The sequence below is a fragment of the Corynebacterium gallinarum genome, from assembly GCF_014837045.1.
Classification (GTDB): Bacteria; Actinomycetota; Actinomycetes; order Mycobacteriales; family Mycobacteriaceae; genus Corynebacterium; species Corynebacterium gallinarum.
Genome location: NZ_JACSPR010000001.1, coordinates 105,083 through 123,335 on the forward strand (window position 1 = coordinate 105,083; position 18,253 = coordinate 123,335).

Below are 18,253 nucleotides of genomic sequence, written 5' to 3' on the forward strand. Positions count from 1 at the left end.
CGCGTCGTCCGCTTCCCCAGGGGTGACTCCACGGGGCACGCGGGAAACAGAAGAAAGCGCCGCTCCCCCGCCCTGACTGTGACGATGAAACGACGACTCCTAAGATGATGGGGTCTCTAGACCTCCATCAACTCCGCTTCCTTCCGGGCAACAATCTCATCGACCTGCTCGACGTAGCGGGCGGTGACCTTGTCCAGCTCCTTCTCGGCTGCGGCGACCTCGTCCTCGCCGAACTCGCCGTCCTTCTGGAGCTTCTTCAGCTGCTCCATGCCCTTGCGGCGGACATTGCGGATGGCGATCTTGCCGTCCTCGCCCTTGCCCTTGGCGATCTTGACCATGTCGCGGCGGCGTTCCTCGGTGAGCTGCGGAATGGTCACGCGGAGCACCTGGCCGTCGTTGGTGGGGTTGACACCGAGGTCGGAGTTGCGGATGGCGTTTTCGATGACACCCATCGAGGTCATCTCGTACGGCTTGATGATCAGCATGCGCGGCTCCGGCACGGAGATGCTGGACATCTGGGTGATCGGGGTGGGCACGCCGTAGTACTCGGCCAGGACACCGTTGAACATCGCCGGGTTGGCACGCCCGGTACGAATGGTGATCAGGTCCTCGCGGGTGTGCTCCACGGTGTTGGACATGCGTTCTTCAGAATCGAAGAGGATCTCATCAATCATTAAAGTTTCTCCTGTGCTTTCGCAGTTCAGGACTCCTTGCGGAAGCCATGTTCTCTAGACAAATCTATCAGGACTGGACGAGCGTGCCGATACGCTCGCCGTTGACGGCGCGGGCAATGTTGCCGTCGGTCAGCAGGTTGAAGACCAGGATCGGCATGTTGTTGTCCATGCACAGGCTGAAGGCGGTGGCATCGGCGACCTTGAGGGACTTCTCGATGACCTCCTTCGGGGTGATCTCCGTGAACAGCTCGGCGCCCGGGTTCGTGCGCGGATCGGCGCTGTACACACCGTCGACGGCCTTGGCCATGAGCAGGACATCGCAGCCGATCTCCAGGGCACGCTGGGCGGCGGTGGTGTCGGTGGAGAAGTACGGCATACCCATGCCCGCACCGAAGATGACCACGCGGCCCTTCTCCAGGTGGCGCTCCGCACGGAGCGGCAGGTAGGGCTCGGCGACCTGCGCCATGTTGATGGCGGTCTGGACGCGGCATTCCACACCGTGCTGTCCGAGGAAGTCCTGCAGTGCCAGACAGTTCATGACGGTGCCGAGCATGCCCATGTAGTCCGAGCGGGCGCGGTCCATGCCCCGCTGCTGCAGCTCGGCGCCACGGAAGAAGTTGCCACCGCCGATGACCACGGCGATCTCCGCGCCGCTCTTGGCCACTTCGGCGATCTGGCGGGCGACATTGTCGACCACATCGGGGTCGATGCCGACCTTGCCGCCACCGAACATTTCACCTCCGAGCTTCAACATCACACGCTTGTAGCTGTTGCGGGGTTCTGCACTCGAGGTGGTCACCGTGGCGTTCTCCTTCGGTTGTTGTCGACAGACCTCTTTGGGGTCTTCGTCTGTCTCATGGGCATGCCTCTGGGGCATTCCCGTTTCTGGCATCTGATCTTACAGTGTCATGGGCGCACCGGCGGGTAGGGTGCGCAGATGTGTGAGGGTGTCACGGCGGGCCCCACCGGCTGGTGGGGATTGTGCACATGATTCAGCCCCGCGCATCAGAGCAATGTCGATGGGCGGGGCTGATGGTGGTGGTGAGTTCCCCGAAACGGGGTGGTCACCACTGCCGGGGATCAGGATCCCCGGGTGGCAGGCTTAAGCCTGGCCGACCTCGAAGCGGGCGAAGGCGGTGACGGTGGCGCCAGCCTCGTCCAGCAGAGCCTTGACGGTCTTCTTGCTGTCAGCGACGGAAGCCTGCTCCAGGAGCACGTTCTCCTTGTAGAAACCGTTGAGGCGACCCTCAACGATCTTCGGGATGGCCTGCTCCGGCTTGCCCTCCTCGCGGGTGATCTGCTCGGCGATGGAGCGCTCCTTCTCGATGACCTCGGCGGGGACGTCCTCGCGGGTCAGGTAGGAGGCGCGCAGTGCAGCGATCTGCATGGCAGCCTGACGTGCAGCAGCCTCAGCCTCGGCACCTTCACCGGAGTACGCAACCAGAACGCCGACTGATGGTGGCAGGTCAGCGGAACGGTGGTGGAGGTAGACAGCGGTGTTGTCACCCTCGAGGGTGACTGCACGACGCAGCTCGAGCTTCTCGCCGATCTTGGCGGAGAACTCCTGCAGTGCGTCCTGTGCGGACTGGCCGTCGACGTCCACTGCTGCAAGCTCCTCAGGGGAGTTGGCCTTGGCGGCGGCAGCAGCCTCGGCGATCTTGGCAGCGAAGTTCTTGAACTCATCGTTCTTGGCCACGAAGTCGGTCTCGGAGTTGACCTCGATCATGGTGTCGCCGGAGACGGCAACCAGACCCTCGGTGGCGTTGCGCTCTGCGCGCTTGCCGACATCCTTGGCGCCCTTGACGCGCAGGATCTCAACAGCCTTGTCGAAGTCTCCAGCGGACTCCTCCAGGGCCTTCTTGCAGTCGAGCATGCCGGAACCGGTGAGTTCGCGGAGCTTCTTAACATCCGCAGCGGTGTAGTTCGCCATTAGGGGGCGATCCTCCTTATGTATGGATAATTAATGCTTTACAAGCCTAGGTTAGGGCACATCGGCCCAGCCCGCCCGTCCTAGGTGATCGTACATGGACCACCCGGTAGCCGGTGCGGGAGACTGCCCGAAAAGCCCCCACGTCACGTGAAATTCTTAGGTGAAAAGTTCCATCGTCGTGGGGGCTTGAAGGTGCAGCTGATGTTTACAGCTTATTCAGCTGCGGTCTCCTGCTGTGCCTCGGCTGCAGGAGCCTCGGTTGCGGGAGCCTCTTCGGTTGCCGGTGCCTCAGCTGCAGGAGCCTCGGTAGCCGGTGCCTCTTCGGTTGCAGCAGCCTCAGCTGGTGCGTCCTCGGACTTGGGCTCGCCGGCGGCGTCGCGCGCAGCTGCCAGCTGGCGCTCCTCGCGTGCCTTCTTGCCCTCTTCCACGGCGGTGGAGATGACGCGGGACAGCAGAGCGGTTGCGCGGATGGCATCGTCGTTGCCCGGAACCGGGAAGTCGACAACGTCAGGGTCGCAGTTGGTGTCCAGGATGGCAACAACAGGGATGTTCAGCTTGTGCGCCTCAGCGACAGCGATGTGCTCCTTGTTGGTGTCGATGATCCACAGAGCGGACGGGATGCGGGACATGTCAGCGATACCGCTGAGGACGCGCTCCAGCTTGATGCGCTCGCGGGTCAGCATGAGGGTCTCGCGCTTGGTGCGGCCCTCGTAGCCGTCCTCAGCAGCATCCATTGCCTGGAGTTCCTTCATGCGGTGCAGACGCTTGGACACGGTCTGGAAGTTGGTGAGCATGCCACCGAGCCAGCGGTGGTTCACGTACGGCATGCCGACGCGATCTGCCTCAACCTGGACAGCTTCCTGGGCCTGCTTCTTGGTGCCGACGAACAGGATGGTGCCACCGTGTGCGACGGTCTCCTTGACGAACTCGAAGGCCTGATCGATGTAGGTCAGGGTCTGCTGGAGGTCGATGATGTAGATGCCGTTGCGCTCGGTGAAGATGAAACGACGCATCTTCGGGTTCCAGCGGCGGGTCTGGTGGCCGAAGTGCACACCAGCATCGAGAAGCTCTCGCATGGTTACGACTGCCATGGTAAGCCCCTTTCTTTAAGTTTTGAGTTTCGGTTTTGAAAAATGTTGTGCAGGTTTTGATCCTGCACCCTAGCGATGGGTTACCTGCCCAACACCCACAACAAGTACTGTTCTGGGACCTGGTTGAGCTGGGTTTTCGAAGAGATCTTCAAAATGCCACCGCGCGTAGTCAATGACCTGGGACTCTCATCCGCCTGGGCGGGGACAGATCCGGGCACACTGCTGGGAACAGTTTACACAGCCTGACCTGCACCTCCAAACGGTGGGAGGAGACTGTGGATAACCCCTCCCCGGATCACTTCCCACCGGTCACAACCGCTCCACCATCCACAGGGCCGCGTTGTCGCCGGTGACAGTGCTGCGGTTGTGGGCGACCATCACACTATGAGAATCACCAGTTATCCGATCCACCATGATGAGCGGCGCGTAACACACCACCTCCGACATCTGCTCCGGGCGCTGCTTGCAGTCCTTATTGTATTGGCGCTACCGCTTTCCTTCCTGTCGGACGCACGGGCCTATGTCAATCCGGCGTCGGGACTGCCCCGGGCTGGCACGGTGCTGCGGGCCTTCGACAAACCGGAGCACAACTGGTTGCCGGGACACCGCGGGGTGGACCTGCCCCTGGAGATCGGCGCGGAGGTGGTCAGCGCCGGTGACGGCATCGTGGTATTCGCCGGGATGGTGGCCGGCACCCCGACGATCTCGATTGACCACGCAGACGGGGTGCGCACCACCTACCAGCCGGTGCACGCCCACGTCTCCACCGGCGACCCGGTCGTCGTAAAGCAGGCCATCGGGACGCTGGGGCACCCGACCACCGCCCACCCCGGACTGCAGTGGGGTGCGCGGATCGGTGATGACTACATCAACCCCGTCGGACTGCTGCCCACCCCCACCATCCGGTTGAAACCGGTCAGGCCCGCGGGTGTGCCTGCCGGAAGGCCTCCAGCAGGCGTTGGGAACTGACGTGGGTGTAGATCTGAGTGGTCTGCAGGGAGGAGTGCCCCAGCATCTCCTGGACCTGGCGCAGGTCCGCCCCACCGTCGAGGAGGTGGGTGGCGGCGGTGTGACGCAGGGAGTGGGGTGAGAGGTGATCCGTCCCGGCGACCTGCGCCGTCCGCTCGACGATCCGGCGGATCTGCCGGGTGTCGATACGCCCCCCGCGCACCCCGACGAACAGCGCGTCATCGACCTTCGCCATCTGGTCCCGCACCTGCAGCCACTGCTCCAGCGCGTCCGCGGCCGCCTTGCCGAAGGGGATCATGCGCTCCTTGTCACCCTTGCCGAGCACACGGACCATCCGCCGGTGATGGTCCACATCGCCCAGGTCCAGGCCACAGAGTTCGGAGACACGCATCCCCGTGGCATACAGCAGTTCCAGGATGGCACTGTCGCGGCGGAACTCATCCTCGCTGCCGGAGGCGGCACTGCCCATGAACTCCCCCGCCTGGACCTCACCCAACACGCGCGGCAGGTTGCGCGTCACCTTCGGGGACACCAGACGGGCGGCCTCGTCCCCGCCGATGAGACCGCTCTTGACCGCCCAGGTGGAAAACGACTTCACCGATGCCGTACGCCGGGCCAGCGTGGCCCTGCTTTTGCCCTCCTCCACGGCCCGGCCCAACCAGGCCCGGAGATTGGGCAGGGTGAAATCCGTCAGTTCGGGGATGGTGTCAGCCATGTGGCGCAGATCCGACCGGTACCCCCGGACCGTCGCCTCGGACCGCCCCACCACCAGGGTGAGGTAATCGCAGAAATCCTCGATCGCCTCGGACATCTGTGAATGTCTGTGGTCATCACCCATCGTGTCCTCCCGTCCTTCCCTGTCGGCCGCTACCGGCCCCTACCTGCCATCATCAGCTGTAGAGAACAGAAGAAGGCGACACGTCCACCGGAGAACGTGCCGCCTTCACTTCTGACTCACCCATGATGCATAACCCTAGCGTCCCCGGAACCAGGTGGTGGTGCCGCGTGTTTCCACAGTGACACCACCACCCGGTCATGAGGTGGGCCTCCAGGGAACCAGCCCGAACCCTGAAGAACTTTACTTAGGCTTGCCTCACCCACAATATCTGCGCCCGAATCCCCGCGCAAGCCTTTTCCCACACTTTTCTGCTCTACCCACCACCGGTGTCACCTCCCGCTCCGGCACCCTGTTCAGCGATCCGGACCCACCGCACGCCCTCCCTGGCAACCAGACCGCGGGAGTTGAGATCCACCAGCAGATGGATCACCAGGGCCAGCGTCAGACCTGTCTCGGTGGCCACCTCAGCAGCCTCACGTGGGTGTCGGCCCAGCGCATCGTAGACCCGCAGTTCATTTCGGCTGAGTCCCTGGATCGGGTTGGCCGCAAAGTTGAGTTCATACTGCTCCTGGGCATCCATGCCACCGATCGCCCCCAGTAGCGAGCGGATCTCATCACCACTGCACACCATCTGCGCGTGACCGTTGCGGATGCGTTCATGGCAGCCGAGGGACCCGGCTGTGGTGACCGGTCCCGGCACCGCCATGGCCACCCGCCCCAGCCCCGCGCACCAGCTCAGGGTGTTCAGCGCCCCGGAACGCCACGCCGCCTCGGTGACCACCGTCCCCTGGGACAGGGCCGCCACCAGCCGGTTGCGGGTGAGGAACCGGTGTCGCTGCGGTGGTGTACCCGGGGGATACTCCGTCACGATGGCCCCACTCCTGCTCACGATCTCCTCGAACAGGGCACGGTTGTGGGCCGGGTAGGAACGGTCCAGGCCACATGCGGCAACCACCACGGTGGAACCCCCGGCGCGCAGGGCGGTGGTGTGGGCTACGGTGTCCACCCCGAGCGCCCCGCCGGAGATGATGGTCCACTGGTGGGGCACCAGGTTGTCCACGATCAGGGCGGTGACCTCGCGGCCGTACTGACTGACCGCCCGGGTGCCCACCAGCGCCACCGCCTGGGCGGTCAGGGATCGCAGGTCACCACCCCGCACCCACAGCGCATGGGGTGGGACGGCATCGTCCTGGTAGGTGCGGACATGATCACTCATGCCCGAGGCTGCGAACCCGAAGGCGTGGTCGAGTTCCGTCGCCGGCCACTCCCGGTCCTCCGGTGTGATGAGCCGACCACCCAGCGCGAGGATCTGTTCCAGGTCCTGCTGGGCCACATCCCATTCATACCGGGACAGCGTCTCGCGCAGCAGGTCCCCAATCCACGGTTCCCGGTGTTTCACCGCATGCGCAATGGCCTCGGGGTCGCGCCCCTGTTTCAGCAGTGCCTGCAGGTGCGCGCTCGGCCCCTCCACCACGCGTGAGAGATAGGCCCACGCCTTGAGCCGGTCGGTGATCATCGCGCTCATGCCGCCACCTCCACACCGGTCGTGCCCCGCAGTTCCAGGGCCCGCGCCACGTGATCCAGATCCGGCCTGGCGCCACCGTCGAGGTCACACAGGGTCCACGACAGTTTCAGTGCACGGTCCACCCCGCGTTGTGAGACCACCCCGTCGGCCAGGAAGACCCCGAGGTACGCCATCGCCTCCTCCGAGGCGGGGAACTCCCGGCGCATCCGGTGCGGGTCGACGGTGGCGTTGACCGTGTCGCGCAGTCCGGCCCGCGACCACCGGGATGCTTGTCGACGCCGCGCCTCCCGCACCCTCTCCGCAATCGGCGCGGTGGCCTCCTCCCCGGTGTTAACGAGCACCGATCCCTTCGCGTGTGTCCGGACCACGAGATCCAGCCGGTCCCGCAGCGGTCCGGACAGGTTGGTGAGATAGGAGGCCCGGGCCGCACCGGTGCACGTGCACTCGGTGGGCTGCTCCGCCCCGCACCTGCACGGGTTGGCCGCCATCACCAGTTGAAACCGGGCTGGGAAGGTGATGTCCTGCCGCGAACGCACGATCCGGACACTGCCACATTCCAGCGGTGTGCGCAGAGTATCAAGGGTGGACGCTGGAATATCACTGACCTCATCCAGGAACAACACCCCGTGGTGGGCCAGACTGACCGCGCCGGGCATGGGGTTGCCCGATCCCCCGCCCAGCAACGCGGCCCTGCTCACGCTGTGATGGGGAGCCACGAACGGGGCACGCAGCACCGCCCCGTTGAAGGTCCGCCCCGCCACCGAGTGCACCACGGTCGCCTCGATGCGCTGTTGCTCATCCAGAGGTGGCAACAGTGCAGGCAGGCGTTGGGCGATCATGGATTTCCCCGACCCCGGGGGACCCAGCATCATCATGTGGTGTCCCCCGGCGGCGGCCACCTCGGCGGCGAACCGTGCCTCCGGCTGCCCCACCACATCACGCATATCCGGGTGGTTATCCACGTCCAGATCCAATCCGCGGGACGCCTGATCCAGATCCATCAGCCCATCCAGCCAGGCGACAATGTCACGCAGGTGGGTGGCTAGATGGACCCGGGGCTTCTCCATGAGGCCTGCCTCGGCGAGGTTGCCCGCGGGGATGACCACATCCCCCACCCCGTGGTCACGGGCAGCCAGCAACGCCGGGAGCACCCCGGTGACCGGCACCAGGGACCCGTCGAGCGCCACCTCCCCCAGGAACATCGTGGCGGCGGCCCTGCTCCGGAAATCCCGGTCCTTGTTCTGCGCGGCCAACACCGCCACGGCCATGGCCAAATCGATGTGGGAGCCACTCTTGCGCACGGAGGCGGGTGACAGGCTGATGATGACCTTGGTTTTGGGCCAGGTCAGGGAGCTGTTCATCACCGCCGTCTTGATCCGGTCGCGGCTCTCCGTGATGGAGGCGTCGGGAAGCCCCACCACGTAGGTGCCCGGCAGTCCGGCACCGACATTGGCCTCCACCTGCACGACGGTGGCGTTCACCCCGGACGGGGCAGTGGTCAGGGATCTACCGAGCGCCATCGTCAACCCCCTCATAATGATCCAGCACATATCCGCCGGTGGCGGGATCAATGACCACCGTGACCACGTCGAATCGGATCTCGCGGTAATGCCTGCCCTGCAGCCAGGTGGTGGCCGCCCGCCGCATCCGGGTGAGTTTGCGTCCCGTCACCGACTCGGCCGAACCAAACCCCGTCCCCCGCCGGGTTTTCACCTCCACGAACACGGTCGTGCCGTCTGAATCCTCCACGATCAGATCCAGCTCCCCGAACGGATAGCGGACATTGCGTTCCACAATCCCGTAGCCGCGCCGGACGTAGTGGGTTGCCACGAGGTTCTCCCCCACCGCACCCAGTTTCTGTTTCTCAGTTTTCATGTGTCCCCCTGTCGATCGGTCATGTGACCTGATTCGACCCCGGGAGACCCCACCCCGACAAGGGCATGACAAAAGCCCCACAGGTGGGCCGGGGATGAAGGTGATTCATCCACAGGCCAGAACCCATGGGGCTTGACAGAAAGACCGTCAGTGGTTGCTTACTCTAGCGCGGATCCCGCTCGCAACCGATGCCGTCGCTATCCCCGTCGAGGTGGCTGGCGTAACCCGGTTCCCCCCTCTTGATGGATCGGCCGAGGGCGTTCCACACAGCGGTGCAGTTCTTGTAGGAACGTGCTGCCGGAGCAGGCGCGGGGGCTGGTGCCGGTGCGGCCTGACGCTGCACCGGGGCTGGCGCGGGAGCCGGGGCTGGAGCCGGAGCTGGTGCAGGTGCGGGAGCTGGTGCAGGTGCGGGAGCCGGAGCGGGGAGAGCTGGCGGGTTGGGGATGATCCCGGGCAGTGGGTTGGCGATCAGTCGCTGCTGAACAGCCCAGGTCAGACCTGCTGCGATGATGCCACCGGTGGCCAGGACAGCGATCGCGATGGTGAGATCGTCCCCGCTGCTGGTGGCGGCGAACTCCTCACCGGAGTCCTCTGCTTCCGCGTCGGAGGACACACCGGAGGACAGCTCGGAAGAACTGTATCCCTCGCTGGAGCCCAGGCTGGACAGCCCACTCTCCGAGGATGCCTGAACTGGGGAGATGGTGGCGGCAACCGCCACTGTGCCGGCGATGAGGCCGGTGAGTATTCTACGCATGGATAAATATTGACACACACTGTGTCAAACCTTGGAATCCCCTGTCAGAACCCACCTCAAACGGGGTTGGTGGGTCACCTGCAACCCACCTACCCGGCAGTGTTCATGTCCGCATTGATGTGGCCACTGCGTATCGACCCGTGGGACCCCACCCCCCGGGAACGGCAGCGATATCCCCACAGAACCGGGTTCTCCATCCCACCGACCACTAGAATCCGCCGAACCTGCGATACGGGAAAACCCCGGCACAGAGGCCGGGGTTAGTCGGAATGGAGCCGTCGCCAGGGACAGCGGGGTAAGAAAGATGAGGAAATTACCATTGGTACCGATTGTTGAAGTCGATTGTGACCACGTAGTAGTACGTGTTGTCACTGACCACCTCGACGGCAACCTTGTCGCCTTCATCCGCCGGCATCACGACTGAGCTTGCCGGGTCAAAACGGAGGTTATGTCCATGGTGTGCCAACCTGCTCACACTGGGAGAATAGCCTTCCAGGAGATGAGCAAAGCTGTCCTTAAAAAGTCCATTCCCATTCGGCAGGTAGGTCACTTCACGTTCGTCACGGACCTTACTGGCATATCCGGCAATCAGCTTGGGGGCTTCGACGATCTCATAGCCCTTACGTTCATAGAACGCCTTAACTCCTGATTCAAAATCCTCCGGGGAGCCCGTTGAGGAGCCGAAGCTACTGCTGCCACTGGAAAATGCAGCGGCCTGAGGAGTGTTAACAAGTGCTAAAGACGAGGCCAGCACAAGTCCAACTGTGGCCTTCAACCATTTCTTCACAGAAGAAAGCTAGCACCTTGCTGGGAATGAGCGTGTATTTTGCTGAGTTTTATTCACAGCAACAGTTGTCACGCGGGCTGGTCCTATTTCATGTCCCTACTCCGGGATGATCATGTCCGGCTTGTCCAATTCCTCGATGTTGACGTCCTTGTAGGTGATCACCCGGACATAGCGCACGAAACGGGCGGAACGGTACATGTCCCAGACCCAGGCATCCGACATGCGGACCTCGTGGTAGACGTCGTTGCCGTTGGTGTGCGGGATCAGCTGCACGGCATTGGCCAGGTAGAAGCGTCGCTCAGTTTCCACAACGTAGGAGAACTGGCTGACCACATCGCGGTATTCGCGGTACAGCGACAGCTCAACCTCTGCCTCGTAGTTGTCGAGTTCCTCAGCGCTCATGTTCCACCTTCCCTGTGTTTTGAACCTCGGTGCCCGGGTGGGCCAGTGCCCATTCCCGGTGTGCCTTCGCCACGTTGGCATAACTATATCGGTGCTGGGGGCTGGCACCGTGACGGCGCACCGCATCCATGTGCACCTTGGTGCTGTATCCCTTGTGCCCGGCGAATCCGTACTGGGGAAACTCCTGCGCCATGCCGGTCATGATCTCATCGCGGGTCTGTTTGGCCAGCACGCTCGCGGCGGCGATGCACCGGGCGGTGGCGTCACCGCCGAGGATGGGCAGCGAGGGACACGGCAGGCCGGGGATGCGGAAGGCGTCGGTGAGCACATAACCGGGGCGCACCTCCAGGGCGGCCACGGCACGGCGCATCCCGGAGATGTTGGCGTGCTGGATCCCGAAGCGGTCGATATCCGCTGCAGAGATGTGGATCACCGACCAGGCCACCGCGTGTTTCTTCACCAGGGGCATGAGCCTTGCCCGTACCAAAGGTGAGAGCTGTTTGGAGTCGGTGAGCACCGCCAGGTCCGCGATGGGCCGGTCGGGCAGGATGCAGGCGGCGATGGTGATCGGGCCGCAGCACGCTCCCCTGCCGGCCTCGTCCACACCGGCGACGGGGCCGAGCCCGTGGCGCGAGAGCGCAACCTCGTAGGTGCGCAGCTGTTTCAGGCGACGCAGCGTTGCCATGCGTCACCCCCTACCCGGGTGGACGGGTGGCAGGTGGTGCGGAAGGGGGCGTCGACAAGCGAGCTGTTAACCCTGGATGTCCGGGTCATCCACGCCACCGATGCGGCTGAACGGCAGGAAGATGAACTGGACCTTGCCCTTGATGTTCTCCTCCGGGATGGTGCCCTGGTGCTCATCACCGATGTGGGCGCGGGAATCCAGGGAGTTGGTGCGGTTGTCGCCCATCATGAAGTAGTTGCCCTCCGGCACGGTGATGGGGCCGAAGTAGTTACCGCCGCAGGCCTCGGACCCGGAGTTGGGATCCACCGGGTACTGCAGGGGCTGCAGGGTGTAGCTGTCATCCACCTTCGCGCCGTCAACCATGATTCCGGGGTCACCCTCCTGGCAGGACACGGTCTGCCCACCACTGGCGATGATGCGCTTGACCAGGTCGTTTTCATCCGGGGCCACAAGGCCCACATAGGATCCCAGGTTCTGCAGACCGCGGATGGCCGCGTTGTCCGAGCGCTGGGTGGTGAACCCGACATTCCAGGAATCGGTGCCCTTGAACACCACGACATCACCCGGCTCGGGATCGGTGAAGTAGTAGGAGACCTTCTCCACCATGATGCGGTCGCCGGTGCAGCCCTCACAGCCGTGGAGAGTGGGTTCCATCGAACCACTGGGGATCATGTAGGGACGTCCCACAAACGTCTGCAGTACGAAGATCAGCACGAGGGTGAGCACCACGACGATGGGGATCTCGATGTACCACGGGGTGGTTTTCCGCGCCGATTCCCCGGACGTTCCCTCTTTCCCGGCGCGGCTGCTACCGTCGGCTCCGTTATCCTCCGGAGCCTGGGAGGGGTCGTTGGCGTTCGGGTCACCTGCAGAATCAGTCACGGGTGTTCACTCTAGCAGCGCCGGGCCACGATCCCCGGCAACCACCGCACGGACGGGCGGATTGGCCGGTATCACGGGCACGTAGACTTGTCTGTTGTGACTGTCAGCCAGAAAACCCCCTCTCCCGCCGTGATCACCGCATCACGTCCACCGTTCCGGGTGTTGCTCAGCATGCTCGCCCACCACAAGGGTGCCCTGACCCTGGCCCTGGTGCTGTCGGTGGCCGGTGCCGTGCTCTCGCTGATGCAACCACTCCTGATCAACAACATCATCTCGCGGATCGGCGAGGTGTCGGTGACCCCGCTGGTCTGGGGCCTGGTCGGCCTGCTCATCGTCTCCTCCGTGGTGAGCGCACTGCAGTTGTACGTGATGACCCGGACCGCGGAATCAGCGGTTCTGACCACCCGCAGGCAACTGGCCGCGCGCATGCTGCGCCTGCCGGTACGCGTCTACGACCGGCACCGGTCCGGCGACCTGGTCACCCGCCTGGGGTCGGACACCACCCTCATCCGCGCCGCGTTCACCGGGGGGCTTATCGACGCCATCGGTGGCACGGTGATGATGATCGGTGCGGTGATCCTCATGGCGCTTATCGACGTCCTCATGCTCTCCATCGTCCTCGGCGTGGTGGTGTTCACCATGGTGGTGGTGATCGGTGTGTCCCGCCTGATCCAGAAATACACCAAGAAGGCCCAGGCCGCGGTGGGTGAACTGGGTGCGGACATGGACCGCGCCCTGGGTGCGATCCGCACCATCCGCGCCACCGGTGCGGAACCGCGTGTGGAGGAGGGCCTCAACGCCGATGCGCAGGAGGCCTTCGACATGGGTGTGGTGGTGGCCAAGATCAGTGCCGCACTGCGTCCTGCCACCGGTCTGGCCATGCAGGGCAGTTTCCTGGTGGTCCTCGGCATCGGTGGTGCCCGGGTGGCCACCGGTGATATCACCGTGGCGGACCTCGTCTCCTTCGTGCTGTACCTGTTCATGGTGTCGATGCCCCTGGGCCAGATCTTCGGGGCGATCACCACCGTGCGTCAGGCCATGGGTGCCATCGAGCGCATCTCCGAGATCATGGATGAGGAACCGGAACCCACCACCGGTGCACCGGCGAAACCCGCCCGGGATCTCACCTTCGAGAATGTCACCTTCAGCTACGACGGACAGACCACGGTGCTTGAGGATGTCAGTTTCCACATCCCGGCCGGGAAGAAGACGGCGTTCGTCGGTCCCTCGGGGTCGGGTAAATCCACCACCCTGGCACTGATCGAGCGGTTCTACGACATTGATTCCGGTCGCATCCTGCTGGGTAGTCAGGACACCGCAGAGCTGTCCCGGGCCTCGGTGCGCAGCGTCATCGGCTATGTGGAACAGGAGGCCGCGGTGCTGTCCGGAACCGTCCGGGAGAACCTGCTGCTGGGGTCCGCCGACGCCAGCGATGAGCGGTGCTGGTGGGCTCTGGACCAGGTGAATCTGCGGTCCCGCATGGAGGAGGCCGACGGGTTGGACACCGTTCTGGGTGACCGGGGGTTGAGTCTGTCCGGTGGTCAGCGCCAGCGTCTGGCTCTGGCACGCATGCTCCTTATGGACACCCCGGTGCTGCTGCTGGATGAACCCACCAGTGCGGTGGACTCCCAGAATGAACAGCTCATCCTCGATTCCATCGACGCCATCGCCGAGGACCGCACCCTCGTGGTGGTCGCCCACCGCCTGTCCACCGTCACCGATGCGGATCAGATCATCGTCATCGAGGGCGGACGCGTGGCCGCCACGGGCACCCACGCCGAGTTGCTGGTCAGCAGCCCGATCTACCGGGATCTGGCCTCCCGGCAGCTGCTGGACAAATAGTCACAGGGATGGAAGGGCGGCGAGGAGGGCGTCGAAAAGCGACGCGTCATAGCGGCGGTCCCGGGGACGCAGCGTGTCGATATCCACGTCCCACCCCAGCACACGCCCCGGATCAACCGAGTCCAACGCCCGGTACCATTCACGCATCGGTTCAATGAGCTGGAGGTGGAACTCGAAGTCGGTGCGCTCACGCGAGGTGTCCGTGTCCCGGCGGTCCCGGAGGACCTCGGGTGCGGGGAAATCCACCAGCACGGTGTCGACGAAACCGATGCGTTTTTCCACCAGGGCTTCCCGAACCAGCACGCTCTCGATCTCGAAACGCTCGGCCGGCACCGCCCCGATCCGGGCGAGGGACCAGGTGTGGTGCAGTTTCATGGGATCGGAATCACACACCGCCAGCCCGGTATCACCCTCCAGCATTCTGGCGGCATTCCACCGGGAGGTGCTCACATTCGCCCAATAATGGGCCGGCACCTGCGGATCGTCGCTGTCCGGTTCCCTGCCCGTGGGCCGATACTCCGTGACAAAGGTCTGGTCCAGCCCCCGGCAGAAGGTGGTCTTACCGGCGGCGCTCGGCCCCTCGACTGCGATGATCATGAACTCCACACTAGATGAGAGACACCTGATCACACCGGGATTCCGCCCCATCGCACAAGAGGGTACTTTTCTGTACACTATCGGTATTTCCCGCGGGTCCGGTCACCTGATCGGCCCTGCGTCCCCCGAGAGAATGAATGAGGTATCGACTCCTAATGGAGCCTCCCGCGCGATCTATCTGGCCCGCCCACACTGACTTCGACGTGTTGAGGCGGGTGAACAAATGATAGGTGCCGCACTCACCCTTCTGCTCGGCTTAGTGGTCATCGCCGTGATCATCGTGATCAACGGTTACTTCGTGGCCCAGGAATTCGCCTACATGTCGGTGGACCGCACACAGCTGCGCGCCCGTGCCGACGCCGGGGACAAGAAGGCAACCCAGGCCCTGGCCATCACCAACCGGACCTCCTTCATGCTCTCCGGTGCGCAGCTGGGCATCACCGTCACCGGCCTGCTCGTCGGCTTCATCGCCGAACCCCTCGTCGGTGAATCCCTCGGTGTCCTCCTCGGCGGCGTGGGTGTGCCCACCGCCGTCTCCGTCGGTGTGGGCACCGTCCTGGCGCTGGCACTGTCGACCGTGATCCAGATGATCTTCGGTGAACTGTTCCCGAAGAACTACACCATCGCGGCCCCGATGAAATCCTCTCTAGCCCTGGCCCCGTCGACTTCGATCTACCTGAAGGGCAGCGGTTGGTTGATCAAATTCTTCGACGTCTCCTCCAACGCACTGCTGAAACTCATGCGGATTGAACCGGTGGAGGACATCGACTCCTCCGCCACCGCCGAGGACCTGGAACATATTGTCTCCACCTCACGTCTGAGTGGTGACCTCGATGACAGCACCTTCCTCGTGCTGGACCGCCTGCTGGACTTCCCCGACCACACCGTCGGGCACGCGATGATCCCACGCTCACGCACCGACGTGCTGTCCCCTGACAACACCCTGGGTGAGGCCCGGGCTCTCATGGCCGTGGCCCACAGCCGTTACCCCGTCATCGACGAGGACCACGTGCCCACCGGCGTCCTCCACCTGGTCGATGTGTTGGCCACAGACCTCCCCGACACCACCCCGGCCACCACCCTGGCACGCCCCGCCGTGGTGGTCCCTGAACTGATGACCCTGCCCGATGTGGTGGACGAACTGATCGGACAGGAGGAGAAGATGGCCTGCGTCATCGATGAATACGGTGGCTTCATCGGCATCATCACCCTGGAGGACCTGGCCGAGGAGATCCTCGGCGATGTCAGCGACGAACACGACCTCCCCGAGAGCGAGGACATCACCGAAACACGTGAGGACCAGTGGCTTGTCGACGGTGACACCCCACTCGATGAGGTGGAACGGGCCATCGGCCACGACCTCCCCGAGGGCGAGTTCGAGACAATCTCCGGGCTGTTGCTCTCCCACGCCGGTGGGCTTGTCGACGCCGGCGAGATCCACGACATCCCCCTGGCCGCAGAACCCGAGGACTTCATCGACCACAGCGAACCCCCGGTCCGCATCCTGCGCATCCGGATCGAATCCATCGAACGCAATGTGCCCGCCACCGTGCAGCTGACCCTCATCGAGGACCACCCGGCAGACGGACACGCCACCAATCGCACCACCGAGGAGGGTCGCTAGAACATGACCGAATGGTATATCGCTCTACCGGTGACGATCCTGCTGATCGTGTTGTCCGGTTTCTTTGTCATCATCGAATTTGCGCTGCTGGCAGTGCGTCGCAACCGTCTGGAGGAGACCGCGGAGACCTCTGCCTCCTCCCGCGCCGCGCTGCGCAGCCTCAATGAACTGACCCTCATGCTCGCGGGTGCGCAGCTGGGTATTACGGGGTGTACCTTCGCCCTGGGTGCCGTGACCAAACCATGGGTGCACTATTCGATGATGCCCGCCTTCGAAGCCCTGGGGATCCCACTAGCGGTCGCCGATGTCATCGCCTTCATCCTGGCGCTGTTCATCGTCACCTTCCTGCACCTGGTGATCGGTGAGATGGCCCCGAAATCCTGGGCGATCACCCACCCGGAATCAGCGGTGAAACTCATCGCCCTGCCGGCCCGCGGGTTCATCAACATCTTCCGTCCCCTGCTGTCCTGGATCAACAGGATGGCCAACCGTCTGGTGGAGGCCGCCGGTGAGAAACCGGTGGAACGCGCCGCAGCCCGGGGATACGATGCCGACACCCTGCGGATGCTCGTGGAGCATTCCCGCGTCACCGGCACCCTCGATGATGTCTCCGCCACCCAGATCACCGGGGTCATCGCCCTGGATCTGACCACCGTGGGTGAGGCGGTGGATTCCCCCGTCAACCAGATGCGGTCGCTGCCGTCCACAGCCACCGTCCGCGATATCCAACGCACCGCCGCCGAATCCGGACAGCTGCGGGTACTCCTCGAGGACCCCACCTGGGATGTTCCCCACGTGGTGCATGCCCGCGACACACTGCTCTCGGACAAATCCACCCCGGCCCTGGAATGGTCGCGCCCGGTGCTGACCCTGCCGGAGACCGCCACCATCCAGGAAGGGTTGGAGCGGATGCAGAGTGAGAATGAACAGCTTGCGGCGGTGATCTCCGTGAACAACGGTTACACCGTGCGCGGCGTCATCACCTGGGAGTACATCCTCCACCAGCTGTGGCCCAGCATCGAGGAGGAACTGGGCCGCAGCCGCAGCTGATGAGTGTGGGTGGTCTGCCCAACCCCTACCGGGATTGCGCAGGCCACCACACCTCACCATGGACACGAGAAAACCCCTGTGACCTTCTGCAAAGAGCAGATGGACACAGGGGTGAAATCATCACATCCTAGGCAGCCGCAGCTGTAGCCACGGTCACCCGGATGGTCAGATCACGGGCGCAGTAATTAGCGCTTCTCCTTGATGCGGGCAGCCTTACCGCGCAGTTCGCGCAGGTAGTACAGCTTGGCGCGACGGACGTCACCACGACGGATGACCTCGATCTTCTCCAGGTTCGGGGAGTGAACCGGGAAGGTACGCTCGACGCCGATACCGAAGGAGACCTTACGCACGGTGAAGGTCTCACGGATGCCACTGCCCTGACGGCGGATGACAACACCCTTGAAGAGCTGGGTACGGGTGTTGGTACCTTCGATGACCTTGACGTGAACGTCGAGGGTGTCACCGGGGCGGAAAGCAGGAACGTCGTCGCGCAGGTATGCGGAGTCGACCTTATCCAGAATGTTCATGTAGACAGTCCTTTGACAGTTAGGGAAAGAGGACCCTGGCGGCACTTCCCCTGTGGTGGGGCGCTCGGCCGGTTCGTATCCGTTTCAATTTTGCGCCACTGCGGCCTACCGCAACCCCTTCTGTGCAGAAGGCACCGCGATACGCACAGTCAACCTGAACATTGTTTCATGTCTGCGTGGCTGATATCAAATCCCGCCCCC

The 18,253-nt window shown here is 63.8% G+C and carries 19 protein-coding genes; 4 read left to right on the plus strand and 15 right to left on the minus strand.

The features are described from left to right. Window positions 1-116: 116 nt before the first annotated feature. From frr to rpsB, 4 genes are all read right to left on the minus strand, one after another. Complete coding sequence (gene frr, locus H9627_RS00465; protein ID WP_191732069.1) at window positions 117-674, minus strand: ribosome recycling factor; 558 nt, start codon at window positions 672-674, stop codon at window positions 117-119. A 67-nt stretch (window positions 675-741) separates the two neighbouring features. After that, window positions 742-1,473 (minus strand): UMP kinase, encoded by a 732-nt coding sequence (pyrH, locus tag H9627_RS00470; RefSeq protein WP_191732070.1) that lies wholly within the window; start codon window positions 1,471-1,473, stop codon window positions 742-744. A gap of 303 nt (window positions 1,474-1,776) precedes the next feature. Next, the gene (gene tsf / locus H9627_RS00475; protein ID WP_191732071.1) at window positions 1,777-2,604 is read right to left on the minus strand and encodes a translation elongation factor Ts; all 828 of its coding nucleotides are present in this window, start codon (window positions 2,602-2,604) and stop codon (window positions 1,777-1,779) included. 212 nt (window positions 2,605-2,816) lie between these two features. After that, on the minus strand, window positions 2,817-3,695 hold the full coding sequence (gene rpsB / locus H9627_RS00480) for a 30S ribosomal protein S2 (RefSeq protein ID WP_191732072.1): 879 nt from the start codon (window positions 3,693-3,695) through the stop codon (window positions 2,817-2,819). A 384-nt stretch (window positions 3,696-4,079) separates the two neighbouring features. On the opposite strand from rpsB, the gene H9627_RS00485 reads away from it, so the two are divergent. Then, window positions 4,080-4,664, plus strand: a complete 585-nt coding sequence (locus H9627_RS00485; protein ID WP_404826181.1) for a M23 family metallopeptidase — start codon at window positions 4,080-4,082, stop codon at window positions 4,662-4,664. Here H9627_RS00485 and H9627_RS00490 read toward each other — a convergent pair. From H9627_RS00490 to lepB, 9 genes are all read right to left on the minus strand, one after another. Further along, complete coding sequence (locus tag H9627_RS00490) at window positions 4,612-5,502, minus strand: tyrosine recombinase XerC (protein ID WP_191732073.1); 891 nt, start codon at window positions 5,500-5,502, stop codon at window positions 4,612-4,614. The genes H9627_RS00485 and H9627_RS00490 overlap by 53 nt on opposite strands. Window positions 5,503-5,815: 313 nt before the next feature. Continuing rightward, window positions 5,816-7,018, minus strand: a complete 1,203-nt coding sequence (dprA, locus tag H9627_RS00495; protein WP_191732442.1) for a DNA-processing protein DprA — start codon at window positions 7,016-7,018, stop codon at window positions 5,816-5,818. A gap of 5 nt (window positions 7,019-7,023) precedes the next feature. Then, on the minus strand, window positions 7,024-8,547 hold the full coding sequence (locus tag H9627_RS00500) for a YifB family Mg chelatase-like AAA ATPase (RefSeq protein WP_191732074.1): 1,524 nt from the start codon (window positions 8,545-8,547) through the stop codon (window positions 7,024-7,026). Continuing rightward, on the minus strand, window positions 8,534-8,902 hold the full coding sequence (locus H9627_RS00505) for a YraN family protein (RefSeq protein ID WP_191732075.1): 369 nt from the start codon (window positions 8,900-8,902) through the stop codon (window positions 8,534-8,536). Before H9627_RS00505 ends, H9627_RS00500 begins: the two co-directional genes overlap by 14 nt. A 163-nt stretch (window positions 8,903-9,065) precedes the next feature. Beyond that, the gene (locus H9627_RS00510) at window positions 9,066-9,656 is read right to left on the minus strand and encodes an excalibur calcium-binding domain-containing protein (protein WP_191732076.1); all 591 of its coding nucleotides are present in this window, start codon (window positions 9,654-9,656) and stop codon (window positions 9,066-9,068) included. A gap of 313 nt (window positions 9,657-9,969) precedes the next feature. Further along, window positions 9,970-10,443, minus strand: coding sequence for a hypothetical protein (locus tag H9627_RS00515; protein ID WP_191732077.1), 474 nt, complete (start codon window positions 10,441-10,443; stop codon window positions 9,970-9,972). Window positions 10,444-10,539: 96 nt separating this feature from the next. Next, window positions 10,540-10,845, minus strand: coding sequence for a DUF2469 domain-containing protein (locus tag H9627_RS00520; protein WP_191732078.1), 306 nt, complete (start codon window positions 10,843-10,845; stop codon window positions 10,540-10,542). Beyond that, window positions 10,835-11,530 carry a ribonuclease HII gene (locus tag H9627_RS00525; RefSeq protein ID WP_191732079.1) on the minus strand — a complete coding sequence of 232 codons (696 nt, stop codon included), beginning with the start codon at window positions 11,528-11,530 and terminating at the stop codon, window positions 10,835-10,837. The genes H9627_RS00520 and H9627_RS00525 overlap by 11 nt, the downstream gene beginning before the upstream one ends. A gap of 66 nt (window positions 11,531-11,596) precedes the next feature. After that, complete coding sequence (gene lepB, locus H9627_RS00530; RefSeq protein ID WP_191732080.1) at window positions 11,597-12,412, minus strand: signal peptidase I; 816 nt, start codon at window positions 12,410-12,412, stop codon at window positions 11,597-11,599. Window positions 12,413-12,508: 96 nt separating this feature from the next. On the opposite strand from lepB, the gene H9627_RS00535 reads away from it, so the two are divergent. Next, window positions 12,509-14,254 (plus strand): ABC transporter ATP-binding protein, encoded by a 1,746-nt coding sequence (locus H9627_RS00535; RefSeq protein ID WP_191732081.1) that lies wholly within the window; start codon window positions 12,509-12,511, stop codon window positions 14,252-14,254. On the opposite strand, the gene H9627_RS00540 is transcribed toward H9627_RS00535, so the two are convergent. Next, window positions 14,255-14,851, minus strand: a complete 597-nt coding sequence (locus H9627_RS00540) for a nucleoside/nucleotide kinase family protein (RefSeq protein ID WP_225213321.1) — start codon at window positions 14,849-14,851, stop codon at window positions 14,255-14,257. It lies immediately after the preceding gene. A 223-nt stretch (window positions 14,852-15,074) separates the two neighbouring features. Between H9627_RS00540 and H9627_RS00545 the strand changes: the two genes are divergently transcribed. Together H9627_RS00545 and H9627_RS00550 are read left to right on the plus strand one after the other, a co-directional pair. Then, window positions 15,075-16,475, plus strand: coding sequence for a hemolysin family protein (locus H9627_RS00545; protein WP_191732083.1), 1,401 nt, complete (start codon window positions 15,075-15,077; stop codon window positions 16,473-16,475). 3 nt (window positions 16,476-16,478) lie between these two features. Then, on the plus strand, window positions 16,479-17,525 hold the full coding sequence (locus tag H9627_RS00550; RefSeq protein WP_191732084.1) for a CNNM domain-containing protein: 1,047 nt from the start codon (window positions 16,479-16,481) through the stop codon (window positions 17,523-17,525). A gap of 185 nt (window positions 17,526-17,710) precedes the next feature. On the opposite strand, the gene rplS is transcribed toward H9627_RS00550, so the two are convergent. Then, window positions 17,711-18,052: a 50S ribosomal protein L19 gene (rplS, locus tag H9627_RS00555; protein ID WP_191732085.1), complete on the minus strand. Its 342-nt coding sequence runs from the start codon at window positions 18,050-18,052 to the stop codon at window positions 17,711-17,713. Window positions 18,053-18,253 lie beyond the last annotated feature (201 nt).

What these genes read in the sequence shown, in the direction of transcription:
- H9627_RS00540 (WP_225213321.1), bottom strand. Translation starts at nt 14,851, where the DNA reads ATGATCATCGCAGTCGAGGGGCCGAGCGCCGCCGGTAAGACCACCTTC.
- H9627_RS00550 (WP_191732084.1), top strand. Translation starts at nt 16,479, where the DNA reads ATGACCGAATGGTATATCGCTCTACCGGTGACGATCCTGCTGATCGTG.
- dprA (WP_191732442.1), bottom strand. Translation starts at nt 7,018, where the DNA reads ATGATCACCGACCGGCTCAAGGCGTGGGCCTATCTCTCACGCGTGGTG.
- H9627_RS00500 (WP_191732074.1), bottom strand. Translation starts at nt 8,547, where the DNA reads ATGGCGCTCGGTAGATCCCTGACCACTGCCCCGTCCGGGGTGAACGCC.
- frr (WP_191732069.1), bottom strand. Translation starts at nt 674, where the DNA reads ATGATTGATGAGATCCTCTTCGATTCTGAAGAACGCATGTCCAACACC.
- H9627_RS00485 (WP_404826181.1), top strand. Translation starts at nt 4,080, where the DNA reads ATGAGAATCACCAGTTATCCGATCCACCATGATGAGCGGCGCGTAACA.
- H9627_RS00545 (WP_191732083.1), top strand. Translation starts at nt 15,075, where the DNA reads ATGATAGGTGCCGCACTCACCCTTCTGCTCGGCTTAGTGGTCATCGCC.
- H9627_RS00520 (WP_191732078.1), bottom strand. Translation starts at nt 10,845, where the DNA reads ATGAGCGCTGAGGAACTCGACAACTACGAGGCAGAGGTTGAGCTGTCG.
- rpsB (WP_191732072.1), bottom strand. Translation starts at nt 3,695, where the DNA reads ATGGCAGTCGTAACCATGCGAGAGCTTCTCGATGCTGGTGTGCACTTC.
- tsf (WP_191732071.1), bottom strand. Translation starts at nt 2,604, where the DNA reads ATGGCGAACTACACCGCTGCGGATGTTAAGAAGCTCCGCGAACTCACC.
- H9627_RS00490 (WP_191732073.1), bottom strand. Translation starts at nt 5,502, where the DNA reads ATGGGTGATGACCACAGACATTCACAGATGTCCGAGGCGATCGAGGAT.
- rplS (WP_191732085.1), bottom strand. Translation starts at nt 18,052, where the DNA reads ATGAACATTCTGGATAAGGTCGACTCCGCATACCTGCGCGACGACGTT.
- H9627_RS00525 (WP_191732079.1), bottom strand. Translation starts at nt 11,530, where the DNA reads ATGGCAACGCTGCGTCGCCTGAAACAGCTGCGCACCTACGAGGTTGCG.
- H9627_RS00505 (WP_191732075.1), bottom strand. Translation starts at nt 8,902, where the DNA reads ATGAAAACTGAGAAACAGAAACTGGGTGCGGTGGGGGAGAACCTCGTG.
- H9627_RS00510 (WP_191732076.1), bottom strand. Translation starts at nt 9,656, where the DNA reads ATGCGTAGAATACTCACCGGCCTCATCGCCGGCACAGTGGCGGTTGCC.